Origin of the sequence: Xanthomonas populi (genome assembly GCF_002940065.1) — a bacterium.
In the GTDB taxonomy this organism is placed as follows: domain Bacteria; phylum Pseudomonadota; class Gammaproteobacteria; order Xanthomonadales; family Xanthomonadaceae; genus Xanthomonas; species Xanthomonas populi.
In genome coordinates, this window is sequence record NZ_MDEJ01000039.1 from 14,651 (window position 1) to 31,156 (window position 16,506).

A 16,506-nucleotide genomic window follows, 5' to 3' on the forward strand; every position below is an offset into this window, starting at 1 on the left:
TCACCTAAACAACATTGCAGAAAGGACGAAGTTGAACATCAGCACCAGCAGCGAGGCGTTCACCACCGCACGGGTGGTGGCGATCGAGGTGCCTTCGATGGTCGGCTCGGCGTGGAAGCCCACGTAGGCGGCGACCAGCGCGGCAGTGCCGCCGAAGATCGCCGACTTGAGCATCGCCACGCCAAAGTCGTCCCAGAAGTCCACGCTATTGCTCAATCCCGACCAGAATGTGCCGTTGTCGATGCCCAACACGTGGACGGCTTCGAAGTAGCCGCCGGTGATGGCCAGCGAGCAGAACACGCCGGTCAGCAGCGGCACCGTCAGTACGGCCGCCCAGAAGCGCGGCGCCACCGCCTTGGCGACCGGGTCGATGGCCATCAGCTCCAGCGCCTTGATTTGGTCGGTGGCGCGCATCAAGCCAAGCTCGGCCGCGATCGAACTGCCGGCGCGGCCGATGAACAATAGTGCTGTCAGCACCGGTGCCAGCTCGCGGTACAGCGACAGCCCCAGCAGCGTGGACAACGCATCCGACGCGCCATAGGTGGTCAGCGTGCGATAGCCCTGCAGGGTCAGCACCAGGCCGACGAAGGCGCCGCCGACGGCGATGATCGGCAGCGAGCGCGCGCCGACCTTGTAGATTTCGCGGACCAGCTCGGCGATGAAGTCGCGCGTCGGTACCGAGCCGCGCAGCACGGTCAGCGAGAACAGCCCGGCGCGGCCAAAGGCACGGATCGACTCAACCATGGCCATCAGGCGGCACTCCGGTCGCGACGCGGCTCGGCATCGAAGGCGATCGGGCCGTCCGGCTGACCATGCAGGAACTGCTGCACCAGCGGATCGGTGCTGTCCTGCAATTGCTCGGGCGTGCCGGCGAACACAATGCCGCCATTGGCGATGACCACCGCCTGATCGCTGATCGGCAAAGTTTCGTGTACGTGGTGACTAACGATGATGCTGGTCAGGCCCAGGCTGTCGTTGAGGCGCTGGATCAGGCTCATGATCACGCCCGAGGCGATCGGGTCCAGCCCGGTCAGCGGTTCGTCGTAGATCATCAGCGGCGGGTCCAGTGCCAGCGCGCGCGCCAGTGCCACACGCCGCGCCATCCCACCGGACAACTCGCGCGGCCAGGCATCGGCTGCGGCGAGCAGACCCACCGCATGCAACTTCATTTGCACCAGGCGTTGCAGCACCGGTGCTGGCAGGCGGGTGTGGGTGCGCAGTGGCAGCGCAACGTTGTCGGCCACGCTCAGGTCGGTCAGCAAACCATTGCCCTGCAGCAGCACGCCGACGTTGCGGCGCATCTCCAGCAGCGCACGGTTGCCGCGCGGAATCTCTTCGCCGAACAGGGCGACCGTGCCGGCGACCGGACGCAGTTCACCAGTCAGCGCGGCCAGCAAGGTGGACTTGCCGCTACCGGAAGGACCGAGCACGGCAGTGATACTGCCGCGTGGCACGTCGAGCGAGACGTCGCGCAGGATGGTGCGACCGCCGCGGTCGATGCGGACACCGGAAAACTGCACGACAGGGGAGGTGGACGCCGTCATCGAAGCCTTTAACAGAATTCCAGCGCGATAGAGTAACCGGCACACGGCTGAATATAACCGAACCGGCGCGTGCAGTATTGTCGCATGACGCCGGTACCGCAGCAGACGGGTTGCCGCCAATGCGACTGCAACAAGCCGTCTCATGCATGACGCGCAGCAACGTATGAGCGCACGGATATTGTGACGGGTCTGCCGGATGTGGATGATCGAACGCCCTGCCGTCCATGCGCATGCAATGGACCTACTGACCCTGGAGCACTTTTCAGGCAGCGTCAACGAAACGTTTTCGCCGGCGTTGAGCGAAGGCCAGATTCCATTCGTGCTGGTGGAGGCGCGCCCGCTGCCGGTCACGCAAGCGGCGCAACGTGCGCCGTTGTCGTTGTTGTTCCGCAACAGCTCGGCGTTTTTGTTTCCGCAGCAGATCTATCAGTTGCGCCACACGCGGCTGGGCGAGGTCGGCGTGTTTCTGGTGCCGGTCGCGCGCGAGCGCGATGGCTTTTCTGTGTCAGGCGGTTTTCAACTGACGCTGGTCGGCTGCAGGCCGACCGGCTGCCAGCGCATCGCAAGATGCACCGTGGAAGCGGACGAGACAGTGACATTTGCAGTTGCCGACGGTACCGGTTATTCCATCGGCAGCCCATCCAACGCCACGGCCACCATCCTCAACGACGATGTGCCGAGCGCCTCGATTGCAGTGTCGTCGGCCAGTGTGACCGCGGATGGCGCAACCAAACTGATCTATACCGTCACCCTGAGCCAGACGCCGGTCAGTCCGGTGTCGGTGGCGTTCACCGTCGGCGGTACTGCGACCTCCGGCAGCCACTACGCGGCGGTGTCCTTGCCGCTGGTGATCGCCGCCGGCGAGCGCAGTTGCCCGGTCACGATCAATCCAACCGCCGATGCCACTGTCTAACCGGATGAAACCGTGGCGCCGACCCTGGTTGCCGGCAGCGGCTACGCCGTGGGTATGCCAACGAGCGCGACCGGCACGATTCTCAATGACGACGCAGTCGTCGTGACGGTTGGGCCGGCATCGTTGCCGGCGGGCGTCACGCGCAATGCCAACAGCGGCACCTTGACCGGTACCCCTGGCAGCGTGGGCAACGTTGTCTTCACCGTGACCGCTACCGACAGCACCTGCGGCACGCCCTCGCAAGCCGCGCGCGGTGACATGTTGAACATCGTCGCGCCGCCGATTGTTATTGCGCCGTCCACGCTGCCGTCCGCTACGCGTGGCACTGCTTACAGCCAGGCATTGAGCGCCAGTGGCGGCACCGCGCCGTACACCTACACGCGCCAGCGGCGCTTTACCGGCCGGTATCACGTTGGCCAGCAACGGCACGTTGTCGGGAACCGTAGCGCACAACCGTGCAGCCCGGACACGCAGCAAGCCGACAACGATGTCCGCGATGCGCCGGCGGTGGCGACGAGCAGTGGCAATGCGCCGGCGCAGGGCGACCTGGGGTTGTGGGTGGGCGGTACGATCCGCTCGGGCAGCCTGAACAAGCAGTCCAACAGCACCGGGGTGGACGTCCAGACCGATGGCCTGAGCGTGGGCGCCGATTACCGGGTGGCGCAGTCGCTGGCGATCGGTGCAGGCCTGGGCTGGGGCCGCGACGACAGCGATGTCGGCCGGAACGGCAGCCACGGCACGGCCACTGCCTACACGATGGCGCTGTATGCCAGCGTCCATCCGGCCAAAGCGTTTTTCTTCGACACCCTGGTCGGCTACCACGTGGTGTCCTACGACCTGCGCCGCTACGTGACTGACGATGCCTCGATGGCCGAAGCCAACCGCGACGGCAAGCAGTCCGGAAAAGAAATACTGATCGCCTCGAGCGTCATGCCAAGGCAGTGCGATGGGCCGGGCGGAAACGCCCGGCCCATCGCGTTTGTCTGCCGTGCCGATCGCAATCGTGCGGTCGCCGAGCGCATGCGCAAACAACGCAGCACGCCGGCATCCGGCACAATGCATGCAAGCATGCAAGCAACCTCCATACCCGATTTCCGTCTTTATCCGTCCAACGCGCTGGATACGCTGGCCGCCTTGCTCGCACAGGAGCTGCGCCGCCCGGTGCCGGAGCAGCCATTGCTGCAGCCGGAGGTGGTGCTGATTCCGCAGGTGGCGATGCGGCGCTGGTTGCAATCCACGCTGGCGGCCGAGCACGGGGTTGCGGCGAATCTGGAGTTTCTCACCCCTGGCGAGCTCGTGGCGCGCGCGCTGGAGTGCAATCTCGGCCCGGCCGACGACGATCTGGACATGGCGACCACGCAGTGGCGGTTGTACGCCGCGTTGCAGGCCGATCTGGGCCGCGATGCGGCGTTGGCGCCATTGGCCGGTTATGTATCCGATGGCGATGCGCTCAAGCCCTGGGCGCTGGCCAGTGAGCTGGGCAACGTGTTCGAAAAGTACCAGGCCTGGCGACGCGACTGGTTGCTGCGCTGGGAAGCCGGCGCCGATGTGGACGACCCGCAGGCGCGGCTGTGGCGCAGCATCGCCTCCGGCCGGCAGTACCGTGCGCGCCGCATCGGCCGGTATCTGGATCGCCACGCGCGCCCGGACGGTCCGCTGCCGCAGGGCTTACCGAAGCGTTTGTTCGCCTTCGCCATCTTGAATATCTCGCCCGACGTGCTGCGCGTGCTGGCCACGCAGGCGCGTGTGGGCACGCTGCATTTCTACCTGCCCACGCCAACGCAGGGCTATTGGGGCGACCTGCAAACCTTGTGGCAACGCCGGCGCGAAGACGGTGCGGTGCAGCTGTTCGCAGAGCAGGTGCAGGAAAACCCACTCTTGCAAGCCTGGGGCGCGGCCGGGCGCGACTTCATGGCGCTGGTGGGCGACTACGAGGTGGTGCATCCGCTGGCCGAAATCGCCGCCTACGCCGATCCGCTGGATTCCGGCCGCCGCGCGCTGGCCGACGGTGGATTGGGCGATAGTTTGCTGCGGCGCATGCAGAGCGACCTGTTCCACCGCCGCGCCCCTGTCGTGCCTGCGCTGTTGGCTGCGGTGAATCTGCACGATCCCGGCCTGCAGGTGCACGCCTGCCACACGCGGTTGCGCGAGCTGCAGGTATTGCACGACCAACTGCGCGCCTTGCTCGACGACCCACGCTTCGACCCGCCGCTGCAACCGCGCGAGATCGCGGTGTTGTCGCCGGATATCGACCCGTACGTGCCGTATCTGGACGCGGTGTTCGGCAGCCACGGCAACCACGACGCGCTGCCGTACGCGCTGGCCGATGCCAGCCCGCTGGCAAGCGAGCCGCTGGCCGACCTGTTCCTGACCTTGCTCGGCTTGCCGATCGCACGTTTCGGCCTGCACGAGATTCTCGACCTGCTCGCCAGCGCGCCCATCGCCGAGGCGGCCGGCCTGGACGAAGCCGGGCTGGAACGTCTGCGCGGCTGGCTGCACGCGGCCGGCGCGCGCTGGGGGCTGGATGCCGCGCATCGGCGTCAGCACCAGGCACCGAGCGACGACGCCTACACCTGGCGCTTCGCGCTGGACCGGCTGCTGCTCGGCCATGCCAGCGGTGCAGACGACGATATCGATGGCGTAGCGCCATGGCCGCAATTGGAAGGCAGCGCGCTGGCCGCACTCGACACGCTGCTGCGGCTGCTGCGCGTGCTCGAACGCCACCAGTCCGTGTTGGCCGAGGCGATGACGCCGGTCGAGTGGCGCGAACGTCTGCTCGGTCTGTTGGAGGCGCTGATTCCGACCACGCTCTCGGCACCGCGTGCGCAGCGTGCGCTGGATCGGCTGCGTACCCTGATCGACCAATTCGCCCGCGACGCAGTGCGCGCCGAATACGCCGGCACCGTGCCGGCCGAAGTGGTGCGTGCGCATTTTGCTGCGGTGCTGGGCGAGTCGGACACGCGCGCGCCGCTGCTCACTGGCGGCATCAGTTTCGGCCGCATGGTGCCGATGCGGCTGCTGCCGTTCCGCGCAATCTGCCTGCTAGGCATGAACGATGGCGACTTCCCGCGTCGCGACCCGGCCGCCGGGCTCAATCGTCTCACCGCCGAGCTGGGCACCGAGCGTCGCCGGCACGGCGATCGCTCAACGCGCGAGGACGACCGGTTTCTGTTTCTGCAGTTATTCGCGTCCGCGCAAGAGGTGTTTTACCTGAGCTATCTCGGCGCCGATGCGCGCGATGGCAGCGCGCGCGAACCGTCGGTGCTGGTCAGCGAATTGCTGGCAAGTGCGGCGCAGTATCACGCCGACCCGCAGGCGATCGACACGCTGGTGGTGCACCACCCGTTGCAGCCATTCGCCGCTGCCGCCTTCGGTGCGCCGGGCGATCACGGCGCCGACCCGCGCCGCTTCAGTTATCGCCGGCAATGGCGGCCTGCGGTGGACAGCCTGGTCAGGCAACGGCAGCCGCTTGCGCCGTGGGTGGCCGGCGTGTTGCCGGCCGACGACATCGCAATACCAACCACCGTCTCGATCGACGCGTTGCGCCGTTTGTTCGCCGACCCGGCCGGGCAGTTTCTGCGCCATCGTTTGGGCATGCGCCTGCCCGATCCGGCCGGCGAAGACAGCGATCTCGAACCGCTCGTCGCAGCGACACGTGGATTGGAGCAATACAGCTTGCAACAGCATGCGTTTGAGGCAGCGCTGGCCGGCGAGACCGATGGCTTGTACGCGCGTCTGCGTGCCCGCGCATTGCTGCCCTCCGGCCCGCTCGGGCGAGGTGATCTCGATGCGCTTTTGACAACCTTGCGCCCGTATGCCGACGTGTTCCGGCACTGGCGTGGCGAGGCGCCGGCGCAGTCGCGCCGCTTGCAGGTGCAGATCGGCGATATCGAAGTGCACGGCCGCTTGCCGGGTTGGTATGCCAACGGAGTCGGGCGCGTGCAGGTCGGCGCGCTCAGCGGCCGCAGCGCGATCTGCCACGGCCTTGAATGGCTGCTGCTGCGCGCCGCCGGCGAGCACGCGCCCTACGTGCGCTTCTTCGACCACGAAGACGGCCTGGGCCCGCATCCCATCGACCCCGAACCACTGTCGCAGAGGCGGGCGCAAACCGCGTTGGCCGAGCTGCTGCGGCTGTATCGGCATGGCCTGCAGGCACCACTGGACTTCGCGCCCTACAGCAGCTGGAAATACCACCTCGCTGCGCGCAGCGACGACCTGGACAAGGCGATCAAGGACGCTGCGGGGCAGTGGCAATCCAGCTTAGGCTGGAGCGAATCGCACAGCCCGGAGTTGCGCCTGGTCAATCGCGGCCGCGACCCGTTCGCCGATGCGCAGCGCTTCGCCGAGTTCGCCACCACCAGCCATCGGGTTTACGACTTGCTCGAACGCGGCAACACCGACACCAGGCTCGATCCGGAGCGTCTGATCGAAAGCTGGCGACACTGGCACGGCGTGCAGGAAGACGCCGAATGAGTGCCGGCCCCGTCACCGACCCGTACCTGGAATTGCCGCTGCACGGCGTGCGCCTGATCGAGGCCAGCGCCGGCACCGGCAAGACCTTCACCCTGGCCACGCTGTTCACCCGGCTGGTGGTCGAGCGCGGGCTGCGTATCGGCCAGATCCTGGCGGTGACCTTCACCGAAGCGGCCACGCAGGAATTGCGCCGCCGCATCCGCGAGCGCCTGGTGCTGGCCACAACGCTGGTGCCCGATGCCTCATCGGCCTTTGTAGGAGCGGCCCCGGCCGCGACCGAACTCGCCGACGACCCGTCGCAGTCGGTCGCCCAAGACCACTCAGCGCCGCACCGACAGGAAGCGCCCGACGCCCTGCTCACCCGCGCCATCCTCACCACGCACCTGGCCACCGGCCCCGAAACCCCCGCCGCCTTACGCCGCCGCCTACAACAGGCAGTAGAAGAAATCGACCTGGCCGCGGTGTTCACCATTCACGGCTTCTGCGCGCGCGTGCTGCGCGAAAATGCGCTGGAAAGCGGCCAAGCCTTCGCCGCACCGGAACTGCTCGCCAACGACCGCGAATTGCTGGGCGAAGTCGCTGCGGACTTGTGGCGGCAACGCGCCGCCGATGCGGTGATGGCCGAAGATCTCATCGCGCTGTGGTCGGGCGGCCCCGATGCATTGGCCAGTGATCTGCGCGCCTTGCTCCGCCATCCAACGCTGCTGCCGGAGGTGTCCAGCACCATCGACGATTCGGCAGCGCTACTGCAGGCCGTGCAAGACGCCAGCGCCGCAGTGGTCGCCGCATTCCAGGCCCACGGCACCGCGTTTTTCGAAGCCATCATGGCCGCCATCGAGGTCGGCATCCTGAGCAAGGTCAGCTACAAACCGGAGTGGCTGGCATCGCTGTGGCACTGGTTCGAGAGTTTCGCCGCCACGCCATCGGCAAGCACCGCGCCGCACGCCAAGTTGATCAAACTGACTGCTGCGGAACTGGCTTCCGGCACCAACAAGAAGTTCGTCGGGCGTACGCCGGCATCGCCGATGAGCCACGACATCGACAACTATCTCACCGCGCTGGCCCGCGTCGAAGCATGGCGCACCCGTCGCCGCATCCGCCTGCTGCACACCCTGCGCGATGACGCCATCGCACGGCTGGCCTTGCTCAAGCGCCAGCGCCGCGTGCAGACCTACGACGACCTGGTCGATGGCGTCGCGCACGCATTGCAAGGCGCCCAGGCCGACGCCCTGGTCACCCGCCTGCGCGCGCAATACGCCATTGCGCTGGTGGACGAATTCCAGGACACCGACGACCGCCAGTGGTCGATTTTTTCCAACGTGTTCGGCGAAGGCCCACTCGCACGCCATGCGGAACTGGAACCGGCGCTGTTTCTGATCGGCGACCCCAAGCAGGCCATCTACGGCTTCCGTGGCGGCGACGTGCGCACCTATCTGGCCGCCGCAGTCACTGCCGAACGCGCCCCGCCGCTGAGCCACAACTTCCGCTCGCGCCCCGGTGTGCTGGCGGCCATCGACGCGTTGTACGCGCAGGCCGGCTACAGCGACGCCTTCCTCACCGACGGCATCGCCTTCCACCCGGTGCAGCCCGGCACCAAGCGCGTGGATGCCGACCTGCAGCGCGACGGCGCCACCGCCCCGGCCTTGACGCTGTGGCGCGCGCCGGAACCGCCGCCGCCCCCTGCCGCGACAGCGGCAAAAACCAAGCACGCAGGCAAGCCCAAACCCTGGAGCGCCGGCCGCGCCCGCGAGCTGGCCACCGCCGCCTGCGTCGCCGCGATCCGCGCCTGGCTGGCCGGTGGCCGCGACGGCACCGCCACCGTCAATGGCCGCCCGGTGCAGGCCGGCGATATCGCCGTGCTGGTGCGCAGCCACAGCGAGGCCACGCGCATGCAACAGGCGCTGGGCGGGGCGGGCATCCCGGCAGTGGCCGCCGGCAAGCAAAGCCTGTTCGCCACCGACGAAGCGCTGGAACTGCTGGCCCTGCTACAGGCCCTGCTGGACCCAGGCGACGACAGCCGCCTGCGCGCCGCCCTGGCAACGGTGCTGATCGGCGCAGACGCCATCGCCATCGCCGCGCTCGCACACGACGGCGAACGGCATCGCCGCTGGCAGCAACAGGCACTGGACTGGCGCGAGCGCTGGCAACGCGGTGGCCCGCTGGCGCTGATCGGCGACCTTGGCGCCGCACACGGGCAACGCCTGCTCGCCCTGGTCGATGGCGAACGCCGCCTCACCAACTACCTGCAACTGGCCGAACTGCTGCAGGAAGCCGACGCCCGCGCACTCGGCCCGCATGGCCTGGTCGACTGGCTGTCACGCCGCATCGCCAATGCCGACAAGGAAGACGAAGCCCAGCAACTGCGGCTGGAATCGGACGCGCGCCGCGTGCAGATCGTCACCCTGCACAAGAGCAAGGGCCTGGAATATCCGCTGGTCTTTCTGCCGTACATCGGCATCGGCCGTAGCGACAAGGGCGCCGGCCGCCATTGCGTGGTGCATGCGCCGGAACTTGGGCGCCAATTGCATTGGAACGTGTCCAAATGGAGCCGGGACAAAAACGACCCCACCTGGAGCGCCGCCGAAGCGGCCTGGAAGCAGGAACAACGCGCCGAAGACGCGCGCCTGCTCTACGTCGGCCTGACCCGCGCCGAGCACGCGCTGTGGATCGCCAGCGGCCCGTTCCACCAGCACGAGCGCACCGCACTGTCCGGCATGCTGCGCGCGCTCGACGCACTGCAGGGTGCGGCGGGCGAGGGCGCGGTGGTGGTCGACACGTCCACACCGCCCGCCATCCTGCCACGCCTGCCGCCACCGCTCGAAGCGCAGGTGCCGCCCGCGCGCACCCCGCAGCGGCATATCGCACCCGAGTGGTGGGTCTACAGCTTCACCCAGCTGGCCAATGCCGATGCCGGCGCCGCCACCGACCCGATGGCCAGCGCCACCGTGGTCGGCAGTGGCGGAAGCGATGAGCCGTCCAGCAGCGAGGCCGTGGCCGTCGCCGCCGAGGTCGACACCTTCGACCCGCGCTTTGCCGGCAACCGCTTCGGCGTGGTGATGCACGACGTGTTCGAGCGCTGCGACTTCGCCGCCTGGCAAACGTGGCAGCCCGGCCAACCCGCACCCGACGGCCAGGCCGCCCCCATCCTCGAGGCGCTGCAACGCGGCGGCTACGCCCAGGACGAACTCGACGACGGCCTGACCATGCTCACCGCCCTGATCGGCCACACCCTCACCGTCGCCCTGCCCGAAGGCACCCCCCTGGCCGCCGTGCCCGAGCCGCAGCGCCGTAACGAAATGGAATTCCACTTCGCCATGCGGCCAACCCGCGTCGATGCATTGCTCGCACTGCTACATCGCTTCGGCGTGGTCGGCGACCGCCAGGCCTTCGGCGCACGCCACCGTCTGGAAGGCCTGATGACTGGCCTGATCGACCTCACCTACACCGTGCACGGACGCTGGTACGTGCTCGACTACAAGTCCAACCGCCTGCCAAGCTACGACGCCGACGCCCTGGCCCGCGCCATGGCCTACAGCGAGTACGAACTGCAGGCGCTGATCTACACCGTCGCCCTGCACCGCTGGCTGCGCTTCCGCCTGGGCCAGGCCTACGACTACGCCCGCGACTTCGGCGGCGTGCGCTATCTGTTCTGCCGCGGCCTGGACGCCGCCCGCAACGCCGCAGCCGACCCCGGCGCCGACCCTGCCAGCGACGCCTTGCCCGGCACGCCCGCACCCGGCATCCACGCCTGGCGCTTCGAACCAGCCCTGGTGGAAGCCCTGGACGCCCTATTCGCCGGCAAACCCACAGCGCCCCTTTCCAGCAACGCGTCAAAGTCCCAGTCCCCCGATAGATCAGAGCCCCTCTCCCCCCGGGAGAGGGGTTGGGGTGAGGGTACGTCCGCCAGTGAAGCATCCGAGCCATGACCCAACAGCCCCAACTCCTGATCAGCGCTGTGCTCATACCCGTCTCCCTCAGCGACGACAAGGCATCGCCGGCGCGCCACTCGCCCGCGTACCGCGGAGCGCCCGCGCGCCACACGCGGGCCGGGGCGCGCAGCGGGGCTTCGACTGAAAATACGTTCGCCATGGGAACCCTCACCCCATGACCCACCCAAACCTACTAACCGCACTCAACCAATCCGGTGCCCTACGCCCGCTAGATATCGCCTTCGCCAAAAGCCTGCAACGCCTGGCCCCAGATACCGACCATCTGGTCCTGGCTGGCGCCGCACTCGCTTCACTCGCAGTCACCAGCGGCCACGCAGCGCTAGACCCAACCCGCGCGGCAATGCTCTTGGACCCACGCGATGGCGTACCCCCGGCATTCCCAGACCCAACAGACTGGCAACGCACCCTGGCCGCCTCGCGCTGGGTCGACCAACCGAATCCTGAAGACCCCGCCGCCGCCGACTGCCCGCTCGTTCTCGAACACGGCCTGCTCTACCTACGCCGCTACCGCGAGTACGAACGCCGCCTGGCGTTAGGCCTGCAACGCATCGCCGCCCAAGCGCCGCCCCCTTTCGACGCAGCCACGCTAGCGCCGCTATTCGCGCAGCTATTCCCAAACGCGACACCCGCCACTCTCCCTATGGACCCGATCCCTCTCCCCCCGGGAGAGGGGGCCCGCAGGGCGGGTGAGGGGACGGGCCTGCCCGAGCCATCTTTCTACCAAGAGGGCACGAACCCGCCCGCCCCATCCCACTCCCAAGACCGCCAAGCCCAAGCCGCAGCCCTTGCCCTGCGCCGCACCCTGCTGCTGGTCACCGGCGGGCCCGGCACCGGCAAGACCACCACCATCGCCCGTCTGCTACTGCTGCGCATCGCCCAGGCGCACGCAGCCGACACCCCAGCCCCGCGCATCGCCCTGGCCGCACCCACCGGCCGCGCCGCCGAGCGCATGGCAGAAAGCCTGCGCCTTGCAGTCGGCCGCGCCATCGCCGACGGCATCGACCCGATCCTGGCCGACGCCCTGCCCACCGGCGCCAGCACCCTCCACCGCCTGCTCGGCGTCATCCCGGATTCCCCGCAGTTCCGCCACACCGCCGACAACCCGCTGCCGCTCGACTTGATCGTGGTCGACGAAGCCTCCATGGTCGACTTGCCGCTGATGTGCAAGCTGGTCGACGCCGTCGCCGAGGGCACCCAGCTGATCCTGCTCGGCGACGCCGACCAGCTGCCCTCGGTGGAAGCCGGCGATGTGCTCGCCGCCATCCTGCAGGCCGCCGGCCCCGGCGACACCCTGCTGCCGCACGATGCCGACGCGCTGCAACCGCTGCTCGGCGGCGCGCCCACTAGCAGCACGCCTGCCAGCACCCAGATCGGCGGCCACACCGTCAGCCACATCCACAGCGGCGGCCTGGCCGGCCACCGCGTGCACCTGCTGCGCGGCTACCGGCAAGCAGACGACTTCGCACTTGCCCCATTGGCCGACGCAGTGCGCGCCGGCGACGCCGACACCGCCCTGGCTCTGCTGCGCAGCGGTGCGCTGGCCGGCGTGCACTTCCATGAAGACGGTGAAGACCCGCTGGCCCTGGGCCGCGACGCATTGCTCGCCCACTGGCGCGCGCTGGCCGACGCGCAAGACCCGGCCGCCGCCCTGCGCGATGCCACGCGCCTGCGCCTGCTCACCGCCGTCCGCGCCGGCCCGCAAGGCGCGCGCGGCCTCAACGCCCGCATCGAACACCTGCTGGCCGAAACCGGCTCCGGCGCCCGCCGCCTCGGCGCCGCCGCGCCCTGGTTCCAGGGTCGCCTGCTGCTGATCACCGAAAACAGCTACCGCCACGGCCTGTTCAACGGCGACGTCGGCATCTGCCTGCGTAGCGCAGCGAGTCCCTCTTCGGGGCGCAGCGACGAAACGCCGACGTCAGGGCCAAGCCAATCCAGCGGTACCGCCAACCGCCACGACCCAACCACAAACAGCCGCGCCCAAGACCCGTTGGTCGCCTGGTTCGAAGGCGACGGCGACGGCCAGGTGCGCGGCTTCCACCCCGCCGCCTTGCCCGCGCACGAAAGCGCCTTCGCCATGACCGTGCACAAGGCCCAAGGCAGCGAATTCGACACAGTCTGGCTACAACTGCCCACCCGCGACGCCCGCGTGCTCAGCCGCGAACTGCTCTACACCGGCATCACCCGCGCCCGCCGCGCCCTGCACCTGGCCGGTAGCGAAGCGGTCATCCGCAGCGCGCTGGCCCGGCATGCCGGGCGCATCTCGGGCCTGGCGTGGCGGTTGGGTGGCGAACAAATACGGCCCGCTGCTGAAATCGCACAGGATTTGCCAGAGGCACCGGTTGCACCGATGCAAGGCTCGCTATTTTGATGACATCACGCGCTTGGAGATCGCATGAACACTAATGACAAGGACGCACCGGCTTCCGAGCTGATCCTGTACCGCAGCGAGGATGCGCAGACGCGCATCCAGGTGCGGTTGGAAGGCGACTCGGTCTGGTTGACGCAGCGGCAACTCTCAGAGCTGTTCCAGGTCTCCGTGCCGACGATCAATGAACATCTATCCGGTATCTTCGCCGAGGGTGAACTTGAAACTGAACGAACTATTCGGAAAATCCGAATAGTTCAAACCGAAGGCGAGCGCAATGTCCGCAGGATGGTGGATCACTACCATCTCGATGTGGTTCTCGCGGTGGGCTACCGCGTTCGCTCCTCGCGTGGCACCCAATTCCGGCAATGGGCGACCGAGCGCTTGTCAGGCTATTTGGTCAAAGGCTTCGCCATCGATGACGAACGCCTCAAGCGCGGCCCTGATGACGGCTACTTTGAAGACCTGCTCGGCAAGATTCGCGACATCCGCTCCTCGGAGAAGATGTTCTGGCGCAAGGTGCTGGAGATCTACGCTACCAGCGTCGACTACGATGCATCGGCCGAGGCCAGCCAGCGCTTTTTCGCTACCGTGCAGAACAAGATGCATTGGGCTGCGCACGGACACACTGCCGCCGAGCTGATCATGGAGCGCGCCCACGCAGGCAAACCGCATAACGGGATGACCAACTGGGTTAGCGCTGCACCGCGTGTATCCGACGCTACGGTCGCAAAAAGCTATCTAAATTCCGACGAGCTGGACGCACTGAATCGCATCGTCACTGCCTATCTGGAATTTGCGGAGCTTCAAGCGCTGAATCGCAAGCCTATGACCATGGTCAACTGGATCGCCAAGCTTGACGACTTTTTGCGGCTAAGCGACCGAGAGGTGCTCAGCCACGCGGGCCGGGTCAGCCGTGAGCAGGCGCTGGAATTTGGTAAGGCTGAATTCGCACGCCACAAGCAGCAGAAGCTGGCCGAGCCCTCAGCGGTCGAACGCGATTTCGACGCCGCTACGCGAGATTTGAAAAAGATGGCACGTGCGCGGGGCAGTGGCGCAGCTGGCAAGAAGACCGGAGATACATAAACCCAGTTCCGGCATTGTCGATTACCACTGAGCACGAGGCATCTGTCCATGGCAGTCCTACCCAACATCCACCCCGGCGAAATCCTGCTTGAGGAGTTCCTCGAGCCGATGGGCATCAGCCAGAACGCACTGGCGCGGGCCACTGATGTACCGCCGCGCCGCATCAACGAGATCGTGCTGGGCAAGCGCGGCATCACCGCCGACACCGCCGTGCGCCTGGCTGCAGCGCTGGGCACGACCGAGCGCTTCTGGTTAGGCCTGCAGGCCGACTACGAGCTGGAAGAAGCGCACCGCGCGCTAGGCGATCTGCCGTCACGGATCAAGCGGCTGGCGGCTTGAGTTGAGAGCCACCCCATCGCTACGTGGATCGTGGGCTATAACCTGCCGGCCAAACGCACCATCAGATCCATGCGCTCATGCAGGATCGCCACGATCAGCGATGGAGCGTGCTCACGCGGCAGGCAGAAGACGTAATGGTGCATGCAATGCGACATTCGCAACGCAGGGTACAGCGCACTCAGATCCTTGAAAGTGCCTTCCCCTGTTGCGAGACGGGCAATACCCCGTTCCAGGTCTGCGATGTATCGGCGAACCTGCGCCTGGCCCCAGCGTGCCGAGGTATAGCGGATGATCCCGCGCAGATCTGCTTCGGCCGCGTCGGTGAGGACGTAGCCGTGCATCAACCGCGACGGCCCTCGGCCAATTCTTCATCCAGGATGGTGCTGATGCTCTTGGTAGAAACGTTGCCGACAAGGCCTTGCTCGACACGTCCCCCAAGGAGGGTTTTCAACTCCTGCCATGCCTGATCAGCGTTTATGTCGTCAGGGAACAGGCGTTCAAGCGCGTATTGCTTAATGGTCTTGCCCTGCAGAGCCGCCAGCGCCTTCAGGCTCTGGTGCTGCTGATCGCTCAGATCGATGGTCAAACGGCTCATGACGAGCTCCAAATCCACACAAAACCACATTAGCACAGCAGCTTTTGGCCTAGTCGTTGATCGGTCTACAGCAGCTTTGGGGTGCTACCGCAGGTCATGCCAGCAGTGAGTGGGAGAGTCCGACAGGCCGAGTTCGCAAGCCAACGCTCAGCCCGTAGTGAAACGTCCCAAAAACGCGAGGTCAGGCGATCCACCTGACCTCGTCCGCCGTCTGGCAGGCCGGGCGGCTTACTTGCCCTTCTTTTCCTGCTTGGCCGCGCGCTTTTCTTTCAGCGACTTGGCCGGCTCTTTCTTCTGGCTCTTCTTCTGGTCCATTCCCTTGCTCATGACACCCTCGTAGTTGCTGGATTGATCGGTCGGGCAGCGCCATGACCATGGCGTGCCTGCGCACTGTAAGGCTTGCGCGCGCTGGATGGCAGGGGAGAGCGGGCTGGACGACGGGTGGTGCGTCAGGCGTGGCGCTTCCTCAGGGGGCAGGCGCCGGTAGCCCATCGGCGCGGCCGGCAGACCCACAAACGCAAAACGCCCGCGTGCGACGGTGACGGTCGGCACGCGGGCGCTGGCGACAGCGGCGGCCTTACTTGGCCGGCACGCGCTGGTACTGCTCGCCACCGGTATTGAGGTGGCCGTTGGCCTGATCGATGGCGAAGTTCACCGTCTCGCCGTCGTTGCTGACCTGCAGCGCCCCGTCCTTGTAAACCGCCGGGTAGCTCTCGGTCTTGGGATGGCGGCTGAAGAACTTCGGCGTGGTGCTGCGGACCATGAAGGTCTCGCCATTGCGCTCGATGTCCATCGTCTCTTCCTGCGTCTGCACATTGACCCAGTGGCCGACGAACTTTTCGCCCTCCACCTTGGCGCAACCGCTTACCAGCAGTGCCGCGGCCAGCGCGGTGCCCATCCACTTCATCATCTTGCGTTCTCCAGTTGAGTCTGCGGCGAGGATGGTGGGTGGGGGATGTATGGGAGGTCAAGGTGTCACGTTACACCGTTTAACGCTAGCGCAATTGCTGGAACTCACCCTGCCCCAGAAAGAAATCGATAATTGATCTAGCAGTTGCACGGCTGCCGGATCAGTTCTTCATCGCCATGAGCTAAGCCAGAGCTTTCACCCGAATGTAAAGCGACCGCAAGTGACTATCTGACATATCTAATATCGGCTCGTACATAAGGGCACCTCGAACAACCAAGTCGTAGCCGTGGTGACACGCACTGGATGATGACCATACCTTCAAAAAATCAGC

The 16,506-nt window shown here is 66.7% G+C and carries 12 protein-coding genes and 3 pseudogenes; 9 read left to right on the forward strand and 6 right to left on the reverse strand.

Translation table 11 applies throughout. From position 1 onward, the window contains the following. Both XpopCFBP1817_RS08465 and XpopCFBP1817_RS08470 read right to left on the reverse strand, forming a co-directional pair. On the reverse strand, positions 1–750 hold the full coding sequence (locus tag XpopCFBP1817_RS08465; RefSeq protein WP_104535395.1) for an MlaE family lipid ABC transporter permease subunit: 750 nt from the start codon (positions 748–750) through the stop codon (positions 1–3). Next, positions 750–1,544 (reverse strand): ABC transporter ATP-binding protein, encoded by a 795-nt coding sequence (locus XpopCFBP1817_RS08470; RefSeq protein ID WP_128416784.1) that lies wholly within the window; start codon positions 1,542–1,544, stop codon positions 750–752. The genes XpopCFBP1817_RS08465 and XpopCFBP1817_RS08470 overlap by 1 nt, the downstream gene beginning before the upstream one ends. A 235-nt stretch (positions 1,545–1,779) precedes the next feature. Here XpopCFBP1817_RS08470 and XpopCFBP1817_RS22820 point away from each other — a divergent pair. From XpopCFBP1817_RS22820 to XpopCFBP1817_RS08500, 9 genes and pseudogenes are all read left to right on the forward strand, one after another. Next, positions 1,780–2,068, forward strand: a pseudogene (locus XpopCFBP1817_RS22820) (DUF6916 family protein). A gap of 68 nt (positions 2,069–2,136) precedes the next feature. Continuing rightward, positions 2,137–2,457 (forward strand): hypothetical protein, encoded by a 321-nt coding sequence (locus tag XpopCFBP1817_RS23950; protein WP_425479092.1) that lies wholly within the window; start codon positions 2,137–2,139, stop codon positions 2,455–2,457. Positions 2,458–2,466: 9 nt separating this feature from the next. Further along, positions 2,467–2,899 (forward strand): annotated as a pseudogene (locus XpopCFBP1817_RS23955) (putative Ig domain-containing protein); the annotation flags it as partial. Then, positions 2,899–3,354, forward strand: a pseudogene (locus tag XpopCFBP1817_RS23960) (autotransporter outer membrane beta-barrel domain-containing protein); the annotation flags it as partial. The pseudogenes XpopCFBP1817_RS23955 and XpopCFBP1817_RS23960, both read left to right, overlap by 1 nt. 171 nt (positions 3,355–3,525) lie before the next feature. Beyond that, complete coding sequence (recC, locus tag XpopCFBP1817_RS08480) at positions 3,526–6,930, forward strand: exodeoxyribonuclease V subunit gamma (protein ID WP_128416792.1); 3,405 nt, start codon at positions 3,526–3,528, stop codon at positions 6,928–6,930. Then, positions 6,927–10,856 carry an exodeoxyribonuclease V subunit beta gene (gene recB, locus XpopCFBP1817_RS08485; RefSeq protein WP_128416785.1) on the forward strand — a complete coding sequence of 1,310 codons (3,930 nt, stop codon included), beginning with the start codon at positions 6,927–6,929 and terminating at the stop codon, positions 10,854–10,856. Before recC ends, recB begins: the two co-directional genes overlap by 4 nt. Positions 10,857–11,034: 178 nt before the next feature. Continuing rightward, the gene (gene recD, locus XpopCFBP1817_RS08490) at positions 11,035–13,248 is read left to right on the forward strand and encodes an exodeoxyribonuclease V subunit alpha (RefSeq protein WP_128416786.1); all 2,214 of its coding nucleotides are present in this window, start codon (positions 11,035–11,037) and stop codon (positions 13,246–13,248) included. 24 nt (positions 13,249–13,272) lie between these two features. Next, on the forward strand, positions 13,273–14,331 hold the full coding sequence (locus XpopCFBP1817_RS08495; RefSeq protein ID WP_244171113.1) for a virulence RhuM family protein: 1,059 nt from the start codon (positions 13,273–13,275) through the stop codon (positions 14,329–14,331). A gap of 48 nt (positions 14,332–14,379) precedes the next feature. Continuing rightward, on the forward strand, positions 14,380–14,670 hold the full coding sequence (locus tag XpopCFBP1817_RS08500) for a HigA family addiction module antitoxin (RefSeq protein WP_128416787.1): 291 nt from the start codon (positions 14,380–14,382) through the stop codon (positions 14,668–14,670). Positions 14,671–14,705: 35 nt separating this feature from the next. On the opposite strand, the gene XpopCFBP1817_RS08505 is transcribed toward XpopCFBP1817_RS08500, so the two are convergent. From XpopCFBP1817_RS08505 to XpopCFBP1817_RS08520, 4 genes are all read right to left on the reverse strand, one after another. Beyond that, a complete protein-coding gene (locus XpopCFBP1817_RS08505; protein ID WP_167393875.1) occupies positions 14,706–15,011 on the reverse strand; it encodes a type II toxin-antitoxin system RelE/ParE family toxin in 306 nt (101 codons plus the stop codon). Next, positions 15,011–15,265, reverse strand: coding sequence for an antitoxin (locus XpopCFBP1817_RS08510; protein ID WP_128416789.1), 255 nt, complete (start codon positions 15,263–15,265; stop codon positions 15,011–15,013). Before XpopCFBP1817_RS08510 ends, XpopCFBP1817_RS08505 begins: the two co-directional genes overlap by 1 nt. Positions 15,266–15,493: 228 nt before the next feature. Beyond that, complete coding sequence (locus tag XpopCFBP1817_RS23710) at positions 15,494–15,817, reverse strand: hypothetical protein (RefSeq protein ID WP_167393873.1); 324 nt, start codon at positions 15,815–15,817, stop codon at positions 15,494–15,496. A 25-nt stretch (positions 15,818–15,842) separates the two neighbouring features. Then, positions 15,843–16,175 carry a hypothetical protein gene (locus tag XpopCFBP1817_RS08520; RefSeq protein WP_128416790.1) on the reverse strand — a complete coding sequence of 111 codons (333 nt, stop codon included), beginning with the start codon at positions 16,173–16,175 and terminating at the stop codon, positions 15,843–15,845. Positions 16,176–16,506: the final 331 nt, after the last annotated feature.